We start from the raw sequence: 19246 nt of genomic DNA on the forward strand, positions 1-19246 counted from the left end.
CGTGCAGAGGGTCCTGGTCATGCAGAAGGCCCCGGTCATGCAGAAGGCCCCGGTCCGCTTCCGCGAACCGGGGCCTTCCCGCAGGGTGAGTGACGGGACTTGAACCCGCGGCCACCTGGACCACAACCAGGTGCTCTACCAACTGAGCTACACCCACCATGTCCGGTCGGAAAACCGACCGGCCGAAGAAAAGGGTACAGGGTCCGGGAGGGTGCTCGCTCCCCCCTTTCCCCGCGCCCCCTCCGGAGGGGCCAGGCCGGAGCTACGCGCCCGGCACGACGTGCTTGGCGGCGATGCTGCGGGCCGTGTCCGAGTCGGGCCCGGGCTGCGGTACGAAGACCGCCTCCCGGTAGTAGCGCAGCTCGGTGATGGAGTCCTTGATGTCCGCCAGCGCCCGGTGGTTGCCGTTCTTCGGCGGGCTGTTGAAGTACGCCCGCGGGTACCAGCGGCGCGCCAGCTCCTTGACCGAGGACACGTCCACGATCCGGTAGTGCAGGTAGCTCTCCAGCGCGGCCATGTCGCGCAGCAGGAAGCCGCGGTCGGTGCCGACCGAGTTTCCGCAGAGCGGCGCCTTGCGGGGTTCCTTCACGTGCTCCCGCACGTAGGCCAGGACCTGCGCCTCGGCGTCCGCGAGGGTGGTCCCGCCGGCCAGCTCGTCGAGCAGGCCGGAGGCGGTGTGCATCTCGCGCACCACGTCGGGCATGGTCTCCAGCGCGGCGTCCGGCGGGCGGATCACGATGTCCACGCCTTCGCCGAGCACATTGAGCTCCGAGTCGGTGACCAGTGCGGCCACCTCGATAAGTGCGTCGTCCGTCAACGAGAGCCCGGTCATCTCGCAGTCGATCCACACCATGCGATCGTTCATGTGTCCCACCTTATGCGGTCCCCCACGGCGCGGACCGCATATGCGGAAGGTCCCCCATCGGCGGTGACCGGTGGGGGACCTTCGTGCGTCGTACTCAGCTCGCGGTCACGCGTGTTCCCGCAGGACCCGGCCCGGGGCGTACAGCTCCGTCACCGTGGGACCCGACGCGGCCAGGGCCGCCGCCGCCCGGTGGGGCTGCGGAGTGCGCTGGTGCGGAACCGGACCCGCGTTGATCTCGGCCACCTGCGCCACGTCGGCCTGCGGCCGGCGTGCCCGGTAGGCGGAGCGGTACGCGGCCGGGGAGGACCCCAGCTGCCGCCGGAAGTGACCCCGCAGGGCGACCGGCGAGCGGAACCCGCAGCGTCCGGCGACCTCGTCGACCGAGTAGTCGGAGGTCTCCAGCAGCCGCTGTGCCTGGAGCACCCGCTGGGTGATCAGCCACTGGAGCGGAGCGCTGCCGGTGAGCGAGCGGAACCGCCGGTCGAAGGTGCGCCTGCTCATGTAGGCGCGGGCGGCCAGCGTCTCCACGTCGAACTGCTCGTGGAGGTGTTCCAGCGCCCAGGCGACGACCTCGGCCAGCGGGTCGGCGCCGATTTCCTCCGGCAGCGACCGGTCGAGATAGCGTTCCTGGCCGCCGGTGCGGCGCGGCGGCACGACGAGCCTGCGGGCCAGGGCCCCGGCCGCCTCGCTGCCGTGGTCCGTGCGCACGATGTGCAGGCACAGGTCGATTCCGGCCGCCGTGCCGGCGGACGTGAGCACGTCGCCGTCGTCGACGAAGAGTTCGCGCGGATCGACGTGGACGGACGGGTACCGCTTGGCCAGCGTCGGCGCGTACATCCAGTGCGTCGTCGCGGGCCGGCCGTCCAACAGACCGGCGGCGGCGAGCACGAAGGCCCCCGTGCACAGTCCGACGATCCGGGCCCCCTCCTCGTGCGCCAGACGCAGTGCGTCGAGCGCCTCCGGCGGCGGCGGTGAAGTGATGGAGCGCCAGGCGGGAACGACGACCGTTCCTGCCCGGGCGATCGCCTCCAACCCGTACGGCGCGGTCAGTTCGAGCCCGCCGGTGGTCCTGAGCGGACCGTCCTCACCGGCGCACACGAGCAATCGGTAGCGTGGAACTCCCGCGTCCTGCCGGTCAATGCCGAACACGGAAAGTGGAATGGAGCTCTCGAAGATCGGTCCGCCGCTGAAGAGCAGCACCGCGACGATCTCCCTGCGGCGACGCCCCGCGAGCTTCCGGCCGGCGTCTGCTGTGACGACGGCGGTGGAATCCTGGCTCATGGCGCTAAGCCCCCCTTGGGTGTCGCGACTCCTTGGTCTGGTCGCACCTGCACGTTTCCCCTCGGCCTTGCACGTGGATCCCCCGCCGTAAATACATGATCGAATCTACTGCGTCCCGTGGTGTCGGCGTGACAAGTTCAGCACGCAGCGCTATGTCGACTTCTCAACTTGGCGAAAAGCATTCGATCAGTAAGCGTTCCACTCCGCTACCCGAACGGGAAGCGTGCCGCCCGGCCATGGCCAGTACCTGTAGGGCCGGAACGCCCCTCGAGGTCTGTCGTCGCTGGTGATGAGGGGGACGGGGGGACATTCCGGCAAGGAGGGCACCCTGCCGGGAAGTTGGCTGAAAACATGCGTGTGTGGGTGTGCGAATGAGTCAGTCGTGCGGGGAGAGCGGTCCGGAACCCCGGCATCCGCGGTGCAGTCCGCCGCCGGCGCGCGAGTGCCGGCCGCGGTGGGCGGTCGGAAGGTGGTCCTCCACGGGCACCCGGGCCGCGGCCCGCCGGGTCCTCTCCGAGTGGCGCAGCAGGACCCGGCACGCGGCCGTGACGGCGAGCAGGCCGAGGGTCGCGACGGCCGCCCCGCCGAAGGAGGTTCCGTAGACGACGAGGACCACGGGGACGAGCAGGCAGCTGAAGGCCGCCCAGCGCACGACGTCACCCGCGGGGTCGTCGTGGGCGTGTCCGGCGGAACGCACGGACGGGTGAAGGGTCGAGCGGGGGGACGGGGCGAACTGCGGGGCGGCGTCGGCGTTCTGGAGGGATGCGGCGGACCGCGTCGGCTGAGCTGGCTGGACGGGGTGAACCGGATGACCGGGCACGGCGTGCTCCCTGCGGGCTCTTACCTGTTGGTCGGACGCATGTCCCAACGCCCGGCGGCGGGCTCGGTCACTGTGCCAACGGGTGGCGGTGGCCCGTCTCGTCACTGGCTGTAGGGGGCAGCGGACATTGCCAAGGCGCGCTCACTCCGGCATGCTCCCTGGGACGCTCTCCAAGGGCGGCATGCCCTGTGCAGGACAGGAGTGTCGCCGTACCCTGGTGGGTATGGGCTTGGGAAGATGCTTCCCGGACAGAGCTCCGTCACACTGCGTCGCCGATTTCGCCCCTGTTGCTTCCTCCAAGGACCTCTTCGCCGAGACACCCATGGCCGGTCACGAATTCTCCGAACCCGCGGACCGCAAGCGCAAACGCGTCGTCGACCCCGAGTCGGCCGCCGATCTGCGCGCGGTGGAACAGACACGTGTGCACTGCGATCCGGCCTTCCGGCACGGGGTCGTTGTGGGATTCGACGGATCCACATCCAGTGAGCGCGCACTCGCCTATGCGATCGGCATGGCCCGCCGCTCCGGATCCGGTCTGATCATCGTCCATGTCGCCAACCGGCTGCCCACCACCGTGTGGGCCGGCTGCGAGCCGCCCGTCTTCGTCGACGTGCCGGACCACCGCACCGAGGTCCTCGGACTGGAGCTCGCCTGCGCGGACTATCTGGCCGAAGTGCCGTGGATCCTGGTCGAGCGCGGTGGTGACATCTGCCACGAGCTGGAGGAAGTCGGCCGGGAGTATTCGGCCGACGCCATCGTCGTCGGTTCCACGCACGGGATCGTGGGCCGGATCTTCGGTTCGGTTGCCGGCCGACTGGCCAAGCGCGCACAGCGACCGGTCGTCGTCATTCCTTGACCGCTCCCCTCCCTCGGGCGAGCGACCGATCCGGTCGCTCGCCGTTGTCGTTCCGTGACCGTTTGTTAAGCCGCTTGTGCGGTTGTGCCCCTGTGTAAAGGGTAGATAAGTGCTGCTGGGACGCAGCAAACAACTGCAGATCGAAGGGAGCCCGCCGTGGACAATGGTGTCTCTGCGGGAAGCACGGCCTCGACTTCGACCCTCGGGAACATCGCCCTGGGTCTCACCCTTCTCGCGTTCGGTATCGGCCACACCGGTGTCATCGACGGCGTGTCCGCTGCCAACTCCGTGTCGCTCGCGATGTACGTCGGCGGCGCGGCCCTGTTCCTCCTCGGTCTCCTGGAGTACCGCGGCGGCAACGGGTTCAACGGCACCGCGTTCGCGGGCCTCGGCATCTTCTGGTTCACGTGGGCCAAGGGCGCGGGCGGTTCGGTCTCCGACGAAGCCGCCGGAACGTTTCTTGTCCTCTTCGCGATGCTCGCGCTGACCCTCACGGTCGCCGCCGCGAGCGGTCTGTTCAGCCAGGGCGTCTACGCCCTGCTGACCCTGTCGCTGCTCCTGCTGGCCATGGGCGCGTTCGTGGACAACGGCACGCTTGCGAAGGCGGGCGGCTGGGTCGCCGCCGTCTCCGGACTGCTGGCCTGGTACGGCGCCACCGCGGCGCTGGCGCACTGGCCGATGGCCTTCGGCAAGGCCCGTAGCGGCGGCGCGGTCGCCGCGAGCTGACGGCCATCCCACCTGCGGCCCCCCGGACGATCCGGGGGGCCGTACGCGTGTGCCGGCGGGCGGCGTCCGCCCGTCAAGCGCCCGCCCGTCAAGCGCCCGCCCTCACGCGTCGAAGCGGTGCCGGGAGGCCTCGATGTCACCGAGGAACCGGTGGGTCCAGTCGCACAGTCCGTCGATCGTCACGCGCAGCACCCGGCCCGGTTCGGTGAGGGTGTACTCGACCCGTGGCGGGACGACGGGGTGCACCGTCCGCTCCACCAGGCCGTTGCGTTCCAGCATGCGCAGGTTCTGGGTGAGCATCTTGTGGCTGATGCCCTCGATCCCGTCGCGCAGCTCGCCGAAGCGCAGGGTCTCTTCGCCCAGGGTCTCGATGATCAGCAGCGCCCACTTGTTGGCGATGTCCGAGAAGATCTCCCGCGCCAGGGAGTCGGCGCGCCTGAGGTCGGCCTCGTCGGGCGAGCCCGTGAACTGCTTGGTCACCATCAGGTTCCCCCGTCACCAAAAAGTGCGTTCTTCCATGTCAGAGCACACTCTCCTACGGTGCCCGAGTAACCACAAGAGAGCACTGGAGGCAGGAACATGGCCATTACCCTCGTGAACCCGACCGGCTTGCCGACGGTCGACGCCTACCGACAGGTGTCGATCGCCACCGGGTCGAAGCTGGTCTTCGTCGCCGGACAGGTCGCCTGGGACGCTGATGGGGCCACCGTCGGCGAACGCGACCTCGCCGCTCAGGTCGAGCGGTGCTACCTCAACGTCTGTGCCGCGCTGGCCGCGGCCGGAGCCTCCTTCGACGACGTGGCGAAACTGACCGTGTACGTCGTCGACTGGACCCCCGACAAGATGCCGCTGCTGATGCGCGGCATCGCGCGCGCCGCCGCACGGCTGGGGACCACCCCGGCTGCGCCGGCCACCCTCGTCGGCGTCGCGGCACTGGACGTCCCCGAGCACCTGGTCGAGGTCGAAGCCACCGCCGTCGTCGACTGAACGCGGACGCCCCCGGGACCGTGGGTCCCGGGGGCGTCCGCGTGCGGTGAGGGGGGCGACTACTCGACCGTGACGGACTTCGCCAGGTTGCGCGGCTTGTCGATGTCCCGGCCCATGGCCAGGGCCGTGTGGTACGCCAGCAGCTGGAGCGGGATGCCCATCAGGATCGGGTCCAGCTCGTCCTCGTTCTTCGGCACCACGATGGTGTGGTCCGCCTTCTCCTGCTCGCGGTGGGCGACCGCCAGGATCCGGCCGCTGCGGGCCTTGATCTCCTCCAGCGCCGCGCGGTTCTTCTCCAGCAGGTCGTCGTCCGGGACGATCGCGACCGTCGGCAGCGAGGGCTCGATCAGCGCCAGCGGACCGTGCTTGAGCTCGGAGGCCGGGTAGGCCTCGGCGTGGATGTAGGAGATCTCCTTCAGCTTGAGGGAGGCCTCCAGGGCAACCGGGTAGCCGCGCACCCGGCCGATGAACATCATCGACTTGGCCTCGGCGTACTCGGCCGCCAGCTTCTTGATGTCCTCTTCGCCCTCGAGGATCTCCTGGATCTGCGCGGGCAGCTTGCGCAGGCCCTCGATGATCCGCTTGCCGTCGGTGACCGAGAGGTCGCGGATGCGGCCGAGGTGCACGGCGAGCAGCGCGAAGGCCACGACCGTGTTGGTGAAGCACTTGGTGGAGACGACGCAGACCTCGGGGCCGGCGTGCACGTACACGCCGCCGTCGGCCTCGCGGGCGATCGCGGAACCGACCACGTTGACCACGCCGAGGACGCGGGCGCCCTTGCGCTTGAGCTCCTGCACCGCCGCGAGGACGTCGTACGTCTCACCGGACTGGGAGACCGCGATGTAGAGGGTGTCGGGGTCCACGACCGGGTTGCGGTAGCGGAACTCGGAGGCCGGCTCGGCGTCCGCGGGGATCCGCGCCATGCCCTCGATGAGGCCGGCGCCGATGAGGCCCGCGTGGTACGAGGTGCCGCAACCGAGGATCTTGACCCGGCGGATGCCGCGCGCCTCGCGCGGGTCCAGGTTCAGGCCGCCCAGGTGCACGGTGCTGAAGCGGTCGTCGATCCGGCCGCGCAGCACGCGGTCGACCGCGTCGGGCTGCTCGGAGATCTCCTTGTGCATGTAGGTGTCGTGACCGCCCATGTCGTACGAGGCGGCCTCCCACTCCACGGTCTCCGGGGTGGCGTTGGTCGTCGTGCCGGAGGTCGTGTAGGTGCGGAAGTCGTCGGCCTTGATGGTGGCCATCTCGCCGTCGCCGAGGGTGACGACCTGGCGGGTGTGGGCGACCAGCGCGGCGACGTCCGAGGCGACGAACATCTCCTTCTCGCCGATGCCGAGGACCACCGGGGAGCCGTTGCGGGCGACGACGATGCGGTCGGCGAAGTCGGCGTGCATGACGGCGATGCCGTAGGTGCCGTCGATGACCTTGAGCGCCTCGCGGACCTTCTCCTCCAGGGAGTCGGCCTCGGAGCGGGCGATCAGGTGGACGATGACCTCGGTGTCGGTCTCCGAGACGAAGACGACGCCCTCGGCCTCGAGCTTGGCGCGCAGCTCGGAGCAGTTGTCGACGATGCCGTTGTGGACGACGGCGACCTTGTTCTCCGGGTCCAGGTGCGGGTGGGAGTTGATGTCGCTCGGGGCGCCGTGCGTGGCCCAGCGGGTGTGGGCGATGCCGGTGGTGCCGGCGAAGCGCTTGGGAACGCGGGACTCCAGCTCGCGGACGCGGCCCTTGGCCTTGACGACCTTCAGGGCCGGGGCCTTCGGGGTGTTGACCACGATGCCCGCGGAGTCGTATCCGCGGTACTCCAGCCGTGCCAGGCCCTCCAGCAGCAGCGGTGCCACGTCACGCTTGCCGATGTAACCGACGATTCCACACATACGGTTCTGCCCCTCCTGAAGTTCGGTTCTGTACTCGTCCGGAGCCGCGTGCGGCGGCGGCCGGCTCAGCCGTAGACGATGCGGCGCAACTGCCGGAGCGAGAGCTCCGGCGGCGCCACGGCGCGGTGCGGCAGCTCGGCCGCGATCCGCTCGAAGATCTCCGCGTTCACCGCTCCGCCGGACTGCAGTTCCCGGTGGCGGCGGCGGACGAACTCCTCGGTCGTCTCGTCGAAGTAGGCGAGCACGTCCAGTACCACCCGGGCTGCCTCGCCGCGCTGGAGCGCGGTGCTGCGCACCAGGTGGTCGACGAGGTCGTCATGCGACGGGCGGCGATCGAGCACTCGTAGATATTGGCGGCTAACAGCGATGAACGCAAAGATCCTGCCCGATTCCGGGCAGGATCTCTCTGGTCTGGACCAGTGGGACGCTCGGTGTGCCCCCCTTCGGATGATTTCTGCCCGCCCCGGATTCACTCACCGGACGGGACGGCCCCCTTGGCCTATACCTGTGCGCATGAGAGTCCTGCGACGCACGCTCGGCACCCTCCTCGCCTTCGCCGCGGCCCCGGCCCTGGTCACGGCCTGCGCCTCCGCCCACGGTGACGACGCCAGACCCGGGGACGACCCGCCGGTGGCCCTCGCCCCCTTCGAACGGCTGCTGCCCGTGCCCGTCTCCGCGCGCGCCGAAGGCCCCGGGTACTCCTTCGGCGCGGGCACGGTCATCCGTACCGGCCGGGGCCCGGGCGAGGAGGTCCGCCGGGTGGGCGAGCTCCTCGCCGAGCAGTTGCGCGGCCCGAGCGGGCTGCCGCTGCCGGTGGTCGACGGGGCGCAGGGGGACGGGATCCGGCTCCGGATCGACGAGGGGGCGCAGGGGGTGGGCGAGGAGGGGTACCGGCTGGAGTCCGGCCCGACCGGGGTCACCCTCACCGCGCGGACCCCGGCCGGGCTCTTCCACGCGGGGCAGACGCTGCGCCAGCTGGTGCCGGTGGCGGGTCCCGGCACGGTGCCGGGCGGGACGGTCACCGACCGGCCGCGCTTCGCGTACCGGGGGGCCATGGTCGACATCGCGCGCCACCACTTCTCGGTGGACCAGGTGAAGCGGTACGTGGACCAGCTCGCCCAGTACAAGGTCAACACCCTGCACCTGCACCTGACCGACGACCAGGGGTGGCGCTTGGCGATCGACTCCTGGCCGCGACTGGCGGAGTACGGGGGCGGCAGCGAGGTCGGCGGCGGGCCGGGCGGCCACTGGACGAAGGACGAGTACCGGGAGCTGGTGGCCTACGCGGGCCAGCGGTACGTGGACGTGGTCCCCGAGATCGACATGCCGGGGCACGTGAACGCGGCGCTCGCCTCCTACGCCGAGCTGAACTGCGACGGCAAGGCCCCGGAGCGGTACACCGGCGTCAAGGTGGGCTTCAGCTCCCTGTGCGTGGCCAAGGAGCGGACGTACGAGTTCATCGACGAGGTCCTCGGCGAGCTGGCGGAGCTCACCCCGGGCCGCTACCTGCACATCGGCGGCGACGAGGCGCACGCGACGCCGGCGGCGGACTACGCGGCCTTCATGGACCGGGCGCAGGCGGTGGTGGGGCGGTACGGCAAGACGGTGATGGCCTGGCACCAGCTGGCGGGGGCCCGCCCGGCCCGGGGCGCGGTGCTCCAGTACTGGGGCCACGACAAGACGGCGGCCGCGGACAAGGCGGCCGTGGTGGCGGCGGCGAAGGCGGGGCACCCGCTGGTCCTGTCCCCGGCGGACCGGCTGTACCTGGACATGAAGTACGACCCGGCGACGAAGCCGGGCCTGGCCTGGGCGGGGTACGTCCCGGTGCGGCGCGCCTATTCCTGGGACCCGGGGGCGTACCTGGCCGGGGTCCCCGAGTCGGCGGTGCTGGGGGTGGAGGCCCCGCTGTGGACGGAGACCGTCGCGACGCGCGGCGACTGGGAGCTGATGGCCTTTCCGCGGGTGCTGGGCCTGGCCGAGCTGGGCTGGTCGCCGGCGGCCGCGCTCGACTGGACCGCCTACGGCCGCCGCCTGGCCGCGCAGGCGCCCCGGCTGGAGGCGCAGGGCATCGGCTTCTTCCGGGCGCCGGACGTGCCGTGGTCGTAGCCCCTTGTTCCGCGTCTTCCGACGCGCCGGCGGTCCGGCGCGTCGGAAGGAGAACGGGCTGCGGATGCACGTCCGGTCGTGTCCTCGGTCACGACCACCGTTGCTCCCAAGGCCGCTACGGGCTTGCTCGCCAGACCAATGCCTGGGCGACGACGACGTGCTCACCGTTGAAGGTGATGGCGGGGCCTTCGTGTAGTTCGTAGCCAAGGCCGATCGCTTCGCTCACACGTTGGCAGAACGTCGCGTCGTCCCGGCCGGTCAGAACTCGGTAGACGGGCAATCCTTCTGGTGGTGTGCTCATGAGGAAGAGGATGCCCTGCCGGCCGAGGCCGAAGCGGCGGTCCCCGGAGGAAACCGGTGGACCGCTGCGGGCGACCGAAGCCCGGTCAGGAAGGCCGGAGTAGGAAGACTTGCGGTAGGCGCTGACGATCTCTGCGGTCATGGTCTCTCCGTACGGGTCGAGGTGCATGACACCAGTCCCGCGCGGCCCGTGCTCGGGGCGTCGGACCTGGACGGTGACGGCGGGCGCGGGCTCCATCTGGTGGCGGCCGTCGCAGACCGCTGGGCCGTCGGGGAGCGGGTCGGGCCCGGGAAGCGGGTATGGGCCGAGCTGTCCGTGAAGGTGCCGTGACCACAGCCTGGGTGCTGACTCCCGACCGGACGGGGAGTCCGGCGATCTACGAGGTGGAGTGCACCTCGTGTCTGGCCGGTTCCGGGCCGGCCGATGATGACGACGGGCCCGCCGTGTGGGCCTTGCGGCATGCGCGGGAGACACGGCACACCGGCTACCGCCGGATCGTCACCGACTTCCGGCGGGCTCTGGCTGCGGACTGAGAAACACGCGAGGCGTGTTTGCGATTAGGGCCGGTCCGGGCTTTGCGGACACGCTTTTGCAGAGGCGGGGCGGCGCCGAGGGGCCGTATCGGCGCCGCCCCGCGCCCCGACGCCTCCCTGCTGATCACCAAGAGGCGTTGGTAGAGGTCGGCTCCGGCCGACGTGGTGCGGCCGTATCATGGGCCGCAGCAGGCTGTGACCGGCGTCAGCGGGGAGGTCCTCACATGAGTGCGGAAACCGAGCACCCGATCCATCCGCCGATCCGGCCGCGGCTGTCGGTGGAGGAACTGCTGGCTGCGAAGAACACCCAGCCGATCACGTCCCTGGACGATCTGAAAGCGGACACTTTCGAGTCCGACGAGGAGCTGGACGAGTTCCTCGCCTTCACCTACGCCGAGCGTCGGCGCGACGTCGCCTGAGCCGCCGCCATGCAACCAGTCGTCCTCGACACCGACGTCGCCTCCCTCACTCACAAGGGCAAGCTCACCGGCCCGCTGGCCACCCGGCTGATCGGCCGCAAGCCACTGATCACCTTCGTCACCTTCGGCGAGCTGACCCAATGGGCGGAGATCCGCGACTGGGGCAGCGGACGACGCCAGGAACTCGCTGACTGGCTGTCCGGCATCCCCGTCCTGCCCGGGGACGAAGCCGTCGCCGCCACCTGGGGCAAACTGTCCGCCGCAGGCAGGAAGGCCGGACGGCCGCAGCCGACCAACGACATGTGGATCGCCGCCTGCTGCCTCACCTATGACCTGCCGCTTGCGACCTTGAACCTCAAGGACTACGACTACTTCAAGGACAAGCACAACTTGCGCATCCTCGGCGAGGAATAGCCCGACGAGCAGACGGCGCCGACGGCGGACCGAGAAACACGCGAGGCGTGTCCGTGGAGAGGGCCAGTCTGGCTCCGCGGACACGCCTTCGTGCTGGAGGGAGGGGCAGGCGGTCGAGGGACCGTATCGACAGCCTGCCCGACCCCAGGTCACCGCCGGGCGAAGGCCGCGACGGGGTTCTTGAGGTTGCCGATCAGCTGGAGGGCCGCCGCCGGGTCGGCGAGGTCGACCATCTGCTTGTTGTTGCGCAGCTGGAGGCGGTTCAGGCAGGACAGCTGGAACTCCTGCGCGAACAGGTCGTACCGCTGGAAGCGCTCCGCGAGCTGCGGCATCGACTCCTGGTACTCGTGGCCGCAGTCCGCGACCGCCCGCCAGAAGGTGTCCTCGTCGCAGATGTCTTCGTCCGCCAGGATCGCGCCGAGGAAGCGGAAGAAGCAGTCGAAGACGTCGGTGAAGATCGACAGGAGCTTCATGTCCTCCGGGATGTCTGCCCGGACCCGCTCGACCGCGGGCGGCAGCACCGCGTCCGCGTCCATGATGACGATCTCCTCGGCGATGTCCTTGAAGATCGCCCGCTTCACCAGGCCGCCCTCGATGACGAGGATGGTGTTCTCGCCGTGCGGCATGTACGCGAGGTCGTACTGGTAGAAGCAGTGCAGCAGCGGCACCAGGTAGGCGCGCAGGTAGTGGCGCAGCCACTCGGCCGGGGTCAGGCCCGACTCCGCGATCAGCGCGCCGACGAAGGACTTGCCCTCGGCGTCCACGTGCAGGAGCGAGGCCATCGTGGCGAGGCGCTCGTCGCCCTCGATCAGGTTGACCGGGGACTCGCGCCACAGCGCGGCCAGCATCTTGCGGTACGGGGAGTACCGGTCGGTGGCGCGCTCGTACTGGCGGTGGTGGTAGCCGATCGCCGCGCGCTCGCGGATGATCGAGAAGTCCACCGACTTCAGGACCTCGTCGCCCTCGATCAGCTGGTGCAGCCAGTCGTTGATGGCCGGGGTGGCCTCCATGTACGCGGCCGACAGGCCGCGCATGAAGCCCATGTTCAGGACCGAGATGGCGGTCTTGACGTAGTGCTTGCGCGGCGCGCTCTGGTTGAAGAACGTGCGGATCGACTGCTGCGCGAGGTACGCGTCCGGGCCCTCGCCCAGCAGCACCAGGCGGCGGCCCGCGATCTCGGCCGCGAAGGTGACCGTGGTCTTGTTCCACCACTGCCAGGGGTGCACGGGGAAGAGGTGGAAGTCGGCGAGGTCCAGGCCCAGCGCGGTCATCCGCTCGGCGAAGACGCCGATGGTCTCCTCGCCGAGCTCCTCGCGCATGAAGGAGTCGTGGTCCAGGCCCGCGCCCGCCGTGAAGGTGGAGACGTCCTTGCGGGCGGCCACCCACACCAGGTGGACGGGGCTGGCGGTCTCCGGGGCGTACGAGAGGTACTCGTGCACGCCGAAGCCGAGCCGGCCGTTGTTCGCGACGAAGCAGGGGTGGCCCTCGGTCATGCCCGTCTCGATGTCCTGGAAGGAGGACTTCGCGAGGACGTCGGAGGAGACCTGCGGCTTCGTGTACTTGTAGCCGGTGCCGGCCAGGGTGGAGGAGATCTCCTCCAGGTAGACGGGCAGCACCTCGGGGCTCAGGCCCAGGGCCTCGCGCAGCTCGATGTGGAAGTCGAGGGCGTCCAGCTCCAGCTCGGCCCCGTCACGGTGGCGGGTGATGGAGGCCTCGTCGACCGACCAGTGGTCGAGGGCGTGCAGGACGGCCTTGAAGCGGTACTCCACGGTGGAGTCGTCGCTGAGGACCGAGTAGAAGCCCTCGCCCAGCGGCTTCGGGGTCAGCAGGCGCTCGTGGGAGAACTCCGCGAGGCCCTTGCGGACCAGGGCGCGGTTGGCGCGGGCCCACAGCTCGGGGTTCAGGTGGGCGACGGCGTCGGCGAGGCTCATATGGAGACCCCCTGGGCGGCCGTGGCGGCCTCGAACTGGGCGCGGGTGCAGAAGCTCAGCAGGGCTTCCTTCTCCGGCTTGGTGACCTGGCGCTCCGGCACGAAGCCGACGACCTCGTTCAGGGTGTGCACGGCGGTGTTGGAGACGTCCGGCTCGACGACGACGCGCTCGGTGGCCGGGTCGGCGAAGATCGCGGCCATGACCGTGGTGATCACGGCGCGGGTGAAGCCGTGCAGCGGGGTGTCGCTCGGGGCGACGAGGAAGTGCATGCCGACGTCGCCCGGCTGGGCGTCGTAGAGGCCGACCAGCTCCAGCTCGGACGGGTCGTAGGTCTCCATCAGGAAGGCGGGGCGGCCCTCGTGCAGGCCGATGAAGGCCTGGTGGTGCTCGTGCGCGGCGATCCTCATGTACTCGCGCTCGACGTCCGGCAGGGATGCGTCCTGCATCATCCAGAACGAGGCCTTCGGGTGGGTGACCCAGCCGTGGAGCAGCTCCGCGTCGGCGAAGGGGTCCAGGGGGCGCACGGCGAAGGAACCGAGTTCTTTGTCGGTGCGGGAGAAGAGGAGTTCGGTTGTGCTCATCAGAGGGTGCCTTCCGGGGCGGCGAACTGCTGGAACGCGATGGACTTCTCGACCTTGTAGTGCTCGCGGCCGAGGAGCTCACCGACGATGTACGCGTTCCGGTACGCCGCCATGCCCAGGTCGGGCGAGGTGAGGGAGTGGTTGTGGGTGGTGCCGTTCTGCAGGTAGACCCCGCGGCCCGTGGTGTCGATGCTGTAGTTGCGGGCGGCGTCGAGACGGCCGTGCCCGTCGAAGTTCAGGCGGTCGCGCACCGGGTTCAGGAACTCCGGGAACGTGTACTTGTAGCCGGTGGCCAGGACCAGGCCCTCGGAGGTGAGGGAGAAGTCCCGCTCCTGCTCCTCCTGGCGCAGCCCCAGCGTGTACGTGCCCGTGGTGGTGTCGTACGCGGTGCTGTTCAGGGAGGTGTTGGTCAGCAGGGTGGTCGGGACCTGGCCCGGCATGCTGACCTTCTTCTGGTAGAGCAGGTCGAAGATGGCGTTGATCAGGTCGCCGTCGATGCCCTTGAAGAGGTTCTTCTGCTGGGTCTCCAGCCGGTACCGGGTGTCCTCGGGGAGCGCGTGGAAGTAGTCCACGTACTCGGGGGAGGTCATCTCCAGGGTCAGCTTCGTGTACTCGAGCGGGAAGAACCGCGGCGAGCGGGTGACCCAGTTGAGCTGGTAGCCGTGGACGTCGATCTCGGCGAGGAGGTCGTAGTAGATCTCGGCCGCGCTCTGGCCGGAGCCGATGAGGGTGATCGACTTCTTCTTCTGCAGCTCCGCCTTGTTCTGCATGTAGACGGAGTTGTGCAGGAAGTCGCCGCCCAGGCCCTCGCAGGTCGGCGGGACGTGCGGCGGAGTGCCGGTGCCCAGGACCAGGCGGGGGGCCCGGTGGGTCTCGCCCTTGTCCGTGTGGACCTCGTACAGGCCGGCCTGCTCGTCGTAGGTGACCTCGGTGACCGAGGTGGACCACTGGACGTTGTCGAGGCGGTCGGCGGCCCAACGGCAGTAGTCGTTGTACTCGGCCCGCAGCGGGTAGAAGTTCTCCCGGATGTAGAAGGAGTACAGCCGGTCCTTGTCCTTCAGGTAGTTCAGGAAGGAGAAGGGCGAGGTCGGGTCGGCGAGCGTGACCAGGTCCGACATGAAGGGCGTCTGCAGGTGGGCGCCGTCCAGGAACATGCCGGCGTGCCACTCGAAGTGCGGCTTCGACTCGATGAAGAGACCGTCGATCTCGTCGAGCGGGGCGGTCAGGCAGGCGAGTCCGAGGTTGAACGGACCGACGCCGATGCCGATGAAGTCGTGGGTCTTAGCGGTGGAGGGCAAGGGATTCTCCCAGGAACTGCTCGGCATGTGCGGCGAGAAGGTCGAGGACGGCAGCGATGTCGGCCGTCGTGGTCTGCGGGTTGAGGAGGGTGAACTTCAGGTACTGCTTCCCGTCCACCTTGGTGCCGGCGACGACGGCCTCACCGGAGGCGAACAGGGCCTTGCGGGCGTGCAGGTTGGCCTCGTCGACCAGGTCGGCGCGGACGTCCTCGCCCTGAGGGACGTAGCGGAAGACGAGGGTGGAGATCTGCGGCTTGACGACGACCTCGAAGCGCGGGTCGGCGTCGATGACGTCCCAGCCGGCCGCGGCCAGGTCGATGACCTCGTCGAAGAGCGAACCGACACCGTCGGCGCCCATGACGCGCAGGGTCACCCAGAGCTTGAGCGCGTCGAACCGGCGCGTGGTCTGGATGGACTTGTCGACCTGGTTGGGGATGCGCTCTTCGGCCATGCGGCGCGGGTTGAGGTAGTCCGCGTGGTACGTGGCGTGCTTGAGGGTGTCGCGGTCGCGCACCAGCATGGCGCTGGAGCTGACCGGCTGGAAGAACGACTTGTGGTAGTCGACCGTGACCGAGTCGGCGCGCTCGATGCCGTCGAGGAGGTGGCGGCGGGTCGGGGAGGCCAGCAGTCCGCAGCCGTAGGCGGCGTCCACGTGCATCCACGCGGAGTGCTCGTCGGCCAGGCGGGCGATCTCGGGGAGCGGGTCGATGGACCCGAAGTCGGTGGTGCCGGCGGTGGCGACGACGGCCATCGGGAAGAGGCCCTCGGAGGCGCACTCCTCCAGTTCCAGGGCGAGCACCGCGGTGTCCATCCGGCGGTTGCGGTCGACCGGGACGGAGATGACGGCCTCGTAGCCGAGTCCGAGCATGGCGGCCGACTTCTGCACGCTGAAGTGGCTCGCCTCGGAGGTGAAGATGCGCAGCTTCGGCAGGAGTTCGGCCTTGGTGAGCTCGCGGCCCTCGTCGAGCGCCTTCTTCATGACGAGGCGGCAGGCCTCGTCACGGGCGAGGAGCAGCGCGTGGAAGTTGGACTGGCTGCCGCCGGAGGTGAAGATACCGTCCGCGGCGGGGCCGAGGCCGATGCGCTCGGTGGTCCAGTCGATGAGGCGGCGCTCGATGAGCGTGCCGCCGATGGACTGGTCCCAGGTGTCGAGCGAGGAGTTGACGGCCGAGAGGATCGCCTCGCCGAGCACGGCAGGGATGACGACCGGGCAGTTGAGGTGGCCCAGGTAGCGCGGGTGGTGGAAGTACACCGCGTCGCGCAGGTAGACGTCCTCCAGCTCGTCCAGGACGGCGGTCGCGTCGGCGAGCGGCTTGTCCAGGTCGATCCCGTTGATGACCGGGGCGAGCTCGTCGACGGATATACCGGTGTGGGGCCGCTGCGTGGTGGCGAGTTTGGCGGCGACGCGGTCGACGCCCTCGGTGACGGAGCGCCGGTAGAGGTCCGCGGTCGTCTCGTTCAGCAGATGCGAGCGCATCAACTTTCCTCCGGGCAAGGGGTGGAGAGGGGGGGTGGGGGTGTGGCGTGCGAGGCTAAGGTTAGCCTAACCTTAGTATTTGGCCAAACGTAGAAGGGCCCTGGCTGAAAAAGCCAGGGCCCTTCTCAACTGCTCCATGGGGTAAGGAAGCTGACTACAGCTCGGACGCGGGGTCCTCGCTCGGGGCCTTGCCCGCGTACGCCTCGGCGAGGAGCTGCTCCTCGCTCGCGCCGAGCCGCCAGTAGCCGGTGAAACGTACGGCGCGGCGGTCGACGGATCGTTCCTGCACGACGTGCCGGCGGACCGCGCGGATCGTGCCCGCCTCACCCGCCAGCCAGGCGTACGGGGCGACGGCCGTGCTGGGGTCGGCCGCACGCAGCGCGCCCAACACCCGCTCGGTCCGCTCCCGGCCGCCGCTCTCGCGCACGATCCAGGTGATGTCCGCGTCGGCGGGCGCCCGGAGGTCGAGCCGGTCGTCCTCGTGCGGGACCTCGAACCAGGCCTTGACCCGGGTCCCGGCGGGGAGCCGGTCCAAGATCGCGGCCGCGGCCGGCAGCGCGGTCTCGTCCGCGTACATCCAGATCTCGTCGGTGTCGGCCGGCGGCTGGAAGCGTACGGACTTGTTCTCGGCGACGGCAGGTCCGATCGCCATGATCCGACGGCCGGTCACCGCCCGCCCCGCCCAGCGGGACGCGGGGCTGGAGTCCCCGTGCAGGACGAAGTCGATGTCGACCTCGTCCGCGCCCTCGGGCGTACGGCGCTGCTCGCGCACCGTGTAGGAGCGCATCACCGGTCGCTCCTCCTCCGGCATTCCGCGCCAGGCGGCGAACCAGGTGTCCTCGTCCGTGGACGGGAGCACCGTGTGCTCCTGGTCGGGCGCGGGCAGGAAGAGCGACAGGCTCTGGTCGAAGCCGCCCGAGCGGAAGCCCGCGAGGGACTCCCCGCCGAACGTGACCCGCAGGAACGAGTGGCCCAGACGGCGCGTGCGGAGCACTTCGAGCTCGAAGAACCGGAAGTGTGCGACGGCCGGGGCGTCGGATGCGGTGGCGGTCATGCGGAGAGGTCCCCCCTGGAAGTCGGTACGGCCCAGTTGGCGCCCGGGGTCACCGGGCGCCGAGGGTCAGCTGACCTTCTTGGCGTTCTGGATGGACTTCGCGAGGTCTTCCAGGATCTGCGCGCACTTGTCGTACGAGAAGATCGGCTCGGTCACGCGCGGGACGACCTGACCGGCCTTGACGGCGGGCAGCTCGTTCCAGGTCGGCTTGTCCTTCAGCTGCTCGGGCTGCAGGGTGCCGGTGCGGTTGTCGAGCAGGATGACGTCGGCCTTGTACTTGCCGGCGTTCTCCCAGCTGAGCGCCTCGAAGAAGCCGCCCTCGTCCAGCTTCTCGGGGGTGACGAACTCGACGCCGAGCTGCTTGAAGTACTTCAGGTCGGCCGCGGTGTCCGGGGTGGACGCGTAGAACAGGGCGTCCGCGCCGGAGGCCACGAGCACCTTGACGCCCGGGTTGGCCTTGGTGGCCTCGCGCACCTTCGCGGTGGCGGCCTCGAAGCGGGCCTTGGAGTCCACGGTCTTCTTGGAGTTCAGGTCCGCGCCGAGGGACTTGGCGAGGTCCGCGGTGCGCTCCAGCGCCTTGTCGAGGGTGACGTCGCCGCCCACCTTGATCGCGGCGGCCGGGGCGAGCGAGAGGATCTTGTCCTTCGAGGCCTCGGGCAGGTACCAGTAGGTGCCGTCCCAGCTGTTGGTGACCAGCAGGTCGGGCTGGAGGGCCGCGTACTTCTCGACGTTGAACTCGTCGTAGACGTTGCCGAGGATCTCGACCTTGGAGATGTCCAGCGAGCCGGCCTGGACGTCGGCCTTGCCGTCGGCGGTCTTGGTCGGGCCGAACACGCCCTTGACCGGGACGCCGTAGTCGTAGAGCGCGGCGGCGGTGCCGGTGAAGGCGACGATGTTCTTCGGCTTGGCCTTGGTGGTGACGTCCTTGCCGAGGTCGTCCTTGAAGGTCCAGGCAGCGGACGCGGTGGCGCCGTTGTCCTTGCCGCCGTCACCCTTCGCCGAGTCGGTGCCGCCGCACGCGGCGAGGACCGCGACGAGGCCGAGGGCGCCACCTGCCGCGACGAAGCCGCGACGGGTGAAGGAGGAGGTTCGGGACTTGGGCATGTCGATGTCCGCTTTCGTGCGTGCAGGGGTGGCCGCTGGGCCGTTCGGTGAGAAGGTTAGCCTAACCTAAGGGTATGTCCAGAGCTGGGGGAAGATCCGTCCGTGAGGTGGATCACCATCCTGGAATCCGGCCCGACCGGCCGGCACCCGTACCGCCCGCGGCGAGGGCCCGAGTTGGGGGCTTTGCGAACCCGTGAGGGGACCGGCCCGCGTCGGGCTCCGTCCGCCCGCGGGTGCGACCGGGCCGAGCCCCGCCGTCCACCGATTTCGATCATGGCTGTGAATACTGGGCCGATGCGAAACAAATGGTGGATAGCCACAGGAGCGAACCTCGTGATGGGGGTCCCTGGCGTCGTGCCGGTCTGGCTCCTTTGGTACATCGCCGTCAACGGGCCGCTCGCCGACCTCGGTTGGACCGTTCGGGAACCCACGGAGAACGACGGCATGGTCCCGATTCTGGTCCCGATCGTGGCTGCGTCCGGGGTGCTGTGGTGGCTCGCCAACCGCTTCCTACGGCGATGGAACACGGCGGCGGCCCGGGTCTACTGGCCGGTGTGCGCCCTGGTGACCCTGGTTCCCACGGCCACGCTCATAGTTTTCTCCTGACCGCCCGCCG

At 69.7% G+C, this 19246-nt stretch carries 21 protein-coding genes, 1 tRNA gene and 1 pseudogene; 9 read left to right on the plus strand and 14 right to left on the minus strand.

Features of this window, described 5'->3' with window-relative positions; all coding sequences use genetic code 11:
* Nucleotides 1-84: 84 nt before the first annotated feature.
* The 4 genes from OG594_RS06840 to OG594_RS06855 all read right to left on the minus strand — a co-directional run bounded on the left by OG594_RS06840 (nucleotide 85) and on the right by OG594_RS06855 (nucleotide 2843).
* Nucleotides 85-157: transfer RNA gene (locus OG594_RS06840), tRNA-His, on the minus strand.
* 105 nt (nucleotides 158-262) lie between these two features.
* Nucleotides 263-865 (minus strand): oligoribonuclease, encoded by a 603-nt coding sequence (gene orn, locus OG594_RS06845; protein WP_030008729.1) that lies wholly within the window; start codon nucleotides 863-865, stop codon nucleotides 263-265.
* A 105-nt stretch (nucleotides 866-970) separates the two neighbouring features.
* The gene (locus tag OG594_RS06850; RefSeq protein ID WP_150257537.1) at nucleotides 971-2146 is read right to left on the minus strand and encodes a helix-turn-helix domain-containing protein; all 1176 of its coding nucleotides are present in this window, start codon (nucleotides 2144-2146) and stop codon (nucleotides 971-973) included.
* A gap of 376 nt (nucleotides 2147-2522) precedes the next feature.
* Nucleotides 2523-2843, minus strand: a complete 321-nt coding sequence (locus tag OG594_RS06855) for a hypothetical protein (protein WP_266602683.1) — start codon at nucleotides 2841-2843, stop codon at nucleotides 2523-2525.
* Between the two features lie 445 nt (nucleotides 2844-3288).
* On the opposite strand from OG594_RS06855, the gene OG594_RS06860 reads away from it, so the two are divergent.
* Both OG594_RS06860 and OG594_RS06865 read left to right on the plus strand, forming a co-directional pair.
* Nucleotides 3289-3822 (plus strand): universal stress protein, encoded by a 534-nt coding sequence (locus OG594_RS06860; protein ID WP_266596220.1) that lies wholly within the window; start codon nucleotides 3289-3291, stop codon nucleotides 3820-3822.
* 156 nt (nucleotides 3823-3978) lie between these two features.
* The gene (locus tag OG594_RS06865; protein WP_266596222.1) at nucleotides 3979-4548 is read left to right on the plus strand and encodes an acetate uptake transporter; all 570 of its coding nucleotides are present in this window, start codon (nucleotides 3979-3981) and stop codon (nucleotides 4546-4548) included.
* 102 nt (nucleotides 4549-4650) lie between these two features.
* Here OG594_RS06865 and OG594_RS06870 read toward each other — a convergent pair whose 3' ends face one another.
* Entirely contained in the window at nucleotides 4651-5031 is a 381-nt protein-coding gene (locus OG594_RS06870) for a helix-turn-helix domain-containing protein (protein WP_266596224.1), read from the minus strand.
* Nucleotides 5032-5127: 96 nt separating this feature from the next.
* Between OG594_RS06870 and OG594_RS06875 the strand changes: the two genes are divergently transcribed.
* Nucleotides 5128-5535: a RidA family protein gene (locus OG594_RS06875; RefSeq protein WP_266596226.1), complete on the plus strand. Its 408-nt coding sequence runs from the start codon at nucleotides 5128-5130 to the stop codon at nucleotides 5533-5535.
* Between the two features lie 59 nt (nucleotides 5536-5594).
* On the opposite strand, the gene glmS is transcribed toward OG594_RS06875, so the two are convergent.
* Together glmS and OG594_RS06885 are read right to left on the minus strand one after the other, a co-directional pair.
* The gene (gene glmS, locus OG594_RS06880) at nucleotides 5595-7412 is read right to left on the minus strand and encodes a glutamine--fructose-6-phosphate transaminase (isomerizing) (RefSeq protein WP_266596228.1); all 1818 of its coding nucleotides are present in this window, start codon (nucleotides 7410-7412) and stop codon (nucleotides 5595-5597) included.
* A 65-nt stretch (nucleotides 7413-7477) separates the two neighbouring features.
* The gene (locus OG594_RS06885; protein ID WP_030008735.1) at nucleotides 7478-7753 is read right to left on the minus strand and encodes a hypothetical protein; all 276 of its coding nucleotides are present in this window, start codon (nucleotides 7751-7753) and stop codon (nucleotides 7478-7480) included.
* A gap of 172 nt (nucleotides 7754-7925) precedes the next feature.
* Here OG594_RS06885 and OG594_RS06890 point away from each other — a divergent pair, with 172 nt between their 5' ends.
* A complete protein-coding gene (locus OG594_RS06890; protein ID WP_266596230.1) occupies nucleotides 7926-9518 on the plus strand; it encodes a beta-N-acetylhexosaminidase in 1593 nt (530 codons plus the stop codon).
* A gap of 115 nt (nucleotides 9519-9633) precedes the next feature.
* Here OG594_RS06890 and OG594_RS47030 read toward each other — a convergent pair whose 3' ends face one another.
* Nucleotides 9634-9819: a DUF1737 domain-containing protein gene (locus OG594_RS47030; protein WP_323185174.1), complete on the minus strand. Its 186-nt coding sequence runs from the start codon at nucleotides 9817-9819 to the stop codon at nucleotides 9634-9636.
* Nucleotides 9820-9966: 147 nt separating this feature from the next.
* On the opposite strand from OG594_RS47030, the pseudogene OG594_RS06900 reads away from it, so the two are divergent.
* The 4 genes and pseudogenes from OG594_RS06900 to OG594_RS06915 form a co-directional block, all read left to right on the plus strand.
* Nucleotides 9967-10149 (plus strand): annotated as a pseudogene (locus OG594_RS06900) (ATP-binding protein); the annotation flags it as partial.
* The gene (locus tag OG594_RS06905) at nucleotides 10146-10352 is read left to right on the plus strand and encodes a hypothetical protein (RefSeq protein WP_266596234.1); all 207 of its coding nucleotides are present in this window, start codon (nucleotides 10146-10148) and stop codon (nucleotides 10350-10352) included. The pseudogene OG594_RS06900 and the gene OG594_RS06905, both read left to right, overlap by 4 nt.
* 224 nt (nucleotides 10353-10576) lie before the next feature.
* Nucleotides 10577-10771, plus strand: coding sequence for a hypothetical protein (locus tag OG594_RS06910; RefSeq protein ID WP_266596236.1), 195 nt, complete (start codon nucleotides 10577-10579; stop codon nucleotides 10769-10771).
* 9 nt (nucleotides 10772-10780) lie between these two features.
* Nucleotides 10781-11185 (plus strand): type II toxin-antitoxin system VapC family toxin, encoded by a 405-nt coding sequence (locus OG594_RS06915; protein WP_266596238.1) that lies wholly within the window; start codon nucleotides 10781-10783, stop codon nucleotides 11183-11185.
* 149 nt (nucleotides 11186-11334) lie between these two features.
* Here OG594_RS06915 and OG594_RS06920 read toward each other — a convergent pair whose 3' ends face one another.
* The 6 genes from OG594_RS06920 to OG594_RS06945 all read right to left on the minus strand — a co-directional run bounded on the left by OG594_RS06920 (nucleotide 11335) and on the right by OG594_RS06945 (nucleotide 18630).
* Entirely contained in the window at nucleotides 11335-13116 is a 1782-nt protein-coding gene (locus tag OG594_RS06920; RefSeq protein WP_266596240.1) for an IucA/IucC family siderophore biosynthesis protein, read from the minus strand.
* Nucleotides 13113-13697, minus strand: a complete 585-nt coding sequence (locus tag OG594_RS06925; RefSeq protein ID WP_266596242.1) for a GNAT family N-acetyltransferase — start codon at nucleotides 13695-13697, stop codon at nucleotides 13113-13115. The genes OG594_RS06920 and OG594_RS06925 overlap by 4 nt, the downstream gene beginning before the upstream one ends.
* The gene (locus OG594_RS06930) at nucleotides 13697-14995 is read right to left on the minus strand and encodes a lysine N(6)-hydroxylase/L-ornithine N(5)-oxygenase family protein (RefSeq protein ID WP_266596244.1); all 1299 of its coding nucleotides are present in this window, start codon (nucleotides 14993-14995) and stop codon (nucleotides 13697-13699) included. Before OG594_RS06930 ends, OG594_RS06925 begins: the two co-directional genes overlap by 1 nt.
* Complete coding sequence (locus OG594_RS06935) at nucleotides 14979-16472, minus strand: aspartate aminotransferase family protein (RefSeq protein ID WP_266596246.1); 1494 nt, start codon at nucleotides 16470-16472, stop codon at nucleotides 14979-14981. The genes OG594_RS06930 and OG594_RS06935 overlap by 17 nt, the downstream gene beginning before the upstream one ends.
* Nucleotides 16473-16626: 154 nt before the next feature.
* Nucleotides 16627-17526 carry a siderophore-interacting protein gene (locus tag OG594_RS06940; RefSeq protein WP_266596248.1) on the minus strand — a complete coding sequence of 300 codons (900 nt, stop codon included), beginning with the start codon at nucleotides 17524-17526 and terminating at the stop codon, nucleotides 16627-16629.
* A 66-nt stretch (nucleotides 17527-17592) separates the two neighbouring features.
* Nucleotides 17593-18630, minus strand: coding sequence for an ABC transporter substrate-binding protein (locus OG594_RS06945; protein ID WP_266596250.1), 1038 nt, complete (start codon nucleotides 18628-18630; stop codon nucleotides 17593-17595).
* A 336-nt stretch (nucleotides 18631-18966) separates the two neighbouring features.
* On the opposite strand from OG594_RS06945, the gene OG594_RS06950 reads away from it, so the two are divergent.
* On the plus strand, nucleotides 18967-19236 hold the full coding sequence (locus OG594_RS06950; RefSeq protein WP_266602685.1) for a hypothetical protein: 270 nt from the start codon (nucleotides 18967-18969) through the stop codon (nucleotides 19234-19236).
* Nucleotides 19237-19246: the final 10 nt, after the last annotated feature.

It is taken from the genome of Streptomyces sp. NBC_01214, from assembly GCF_026340975.1.
Lineage (GTDB): Bacteria > Actinomycetota > Actinomycetes > Streptomycetales > Streptomycetaceae > Streptomyces.

What these genes read in the sequence shown, in the direction of transcription:
- OG594_RS06910 (WP_266596236.1), top strand. Translation starts at nt 10,577, where the DNA reads ATGAGTGCGGAAACCGAGCACCCGATCCATCCGCCGATCCGGCCGCGG.
- OG594_RS06945 (WP_266596250.1), bottom strand. Translation starts at nt 18,630, where the DNA reads ATGCCCAAGTCCCGAACCTCCTCCTTCACCCGTCGCGGCTTCGTCGCG.
- OG594_RS06850 (WP_150257537.1), bottom strand. Translation starts at nt 2,146, where the DNA reads ATGAGCCAGGATTCCACCGCCGTCGTCACAGCAGACGCCGGCCGGAAG.
- glmS (WP_266596228.1), bottom strand. Translation starts at nt 7,412, where the DNA reads ATGTGTGGAATCGTCGGTTACATCGGCAAGCGTGACGTGGCACCGCTG.
- OG594_RS06920 (WP_266596240.1), bottom strand. Translation starts at nt 13,116, where the DNA reads ATGAGCCTCGCCGACGCCGTCGCCCACCTGAACCCCGAGCTGTGGGCC.
- OG594_RS06940 (WP_266596248.1), bottom strand. Translation starts at nt 17,526, where the DNA reads ATGACCGCCACCGCATCCGACGCCCCGGCCGTCGCACACTTCCGGTTC.
- OG594_RS06860 (WP_266596220.1), top strand. Translation starts at nt 3,289, where the DNA reads ATGGCCGGTCACGAATTCTCCGAACCCGCGGACCGCAAGCGCAAACGC.
- orn (WP_030008729.1), bottom strand. Translation starts at nt 865, where the DNA reads ATGAACGATCGCATGGTGTGGATCGACTGCGAGATGACCGGGCTCTCG.
- OG594_RS06870 (WP_266596224.1), bottom strand. Translation starts at nt 5,031, where the DNA reads ATGGTGACCAAGCAGTTCACGGGCTCGCCCGACGAGGCCGACCTCAGG.
- OG594_RS47030 (WP_323185174.1), bottom strand. Translation starts at nt 9,819, where the DNA reads ATGAGCACACCACCAGAAGGATTGCCCGTCTACCGAGTTCTGACCGGC.
- OG594_RS06950 (WP_266602685.1), top strand. Translation starts at nt 18,967, where the DNA reads ATGGGGGTCCCTGGCGTCGTGCCGGTCTGGCTCCTTTGGTACATCGCC.
- OG594_RS06925 (WP_266596242.1), bottom strand. Translation starts at nt 13,697, where the DNA reads ATGAGCACAACCGAACTCCTCTTCTCCCGCACCGACAAAGAACTCGGT.
- OG594_RS06890 (WP_266596230.1), top strand. Translation starts at nt 7,926, where the DNA reads ATGAGAGTCCTGCGACGCACGCTCGGCACCCTCCTCGCCTTCGCCGCG.
- OG594_RS06915 (WP_266596238.1), top strand. Translation starts at nt 10,781, where the DNA reads ATGCAACCAGTCGTCCTCGACACCGACGTCGCCTCCCTCACTCACAAG.
- OG594_RS06935 (WP_266596246.1), bottom strand. Translation starts at nt 16,472, where the DNA reads ATGCGCTCGCATCTGCTGAACGAGACGACCGCGGACCTCTACCGGCGC.
- OG594_RS06875 (WP_266596226.1), top strand. Translation starts at nt 5,128, where the DNA reads ATGGCCATTACCCTCGTGAACCCGACCGGCTTGCCGACGGTCGACGCC.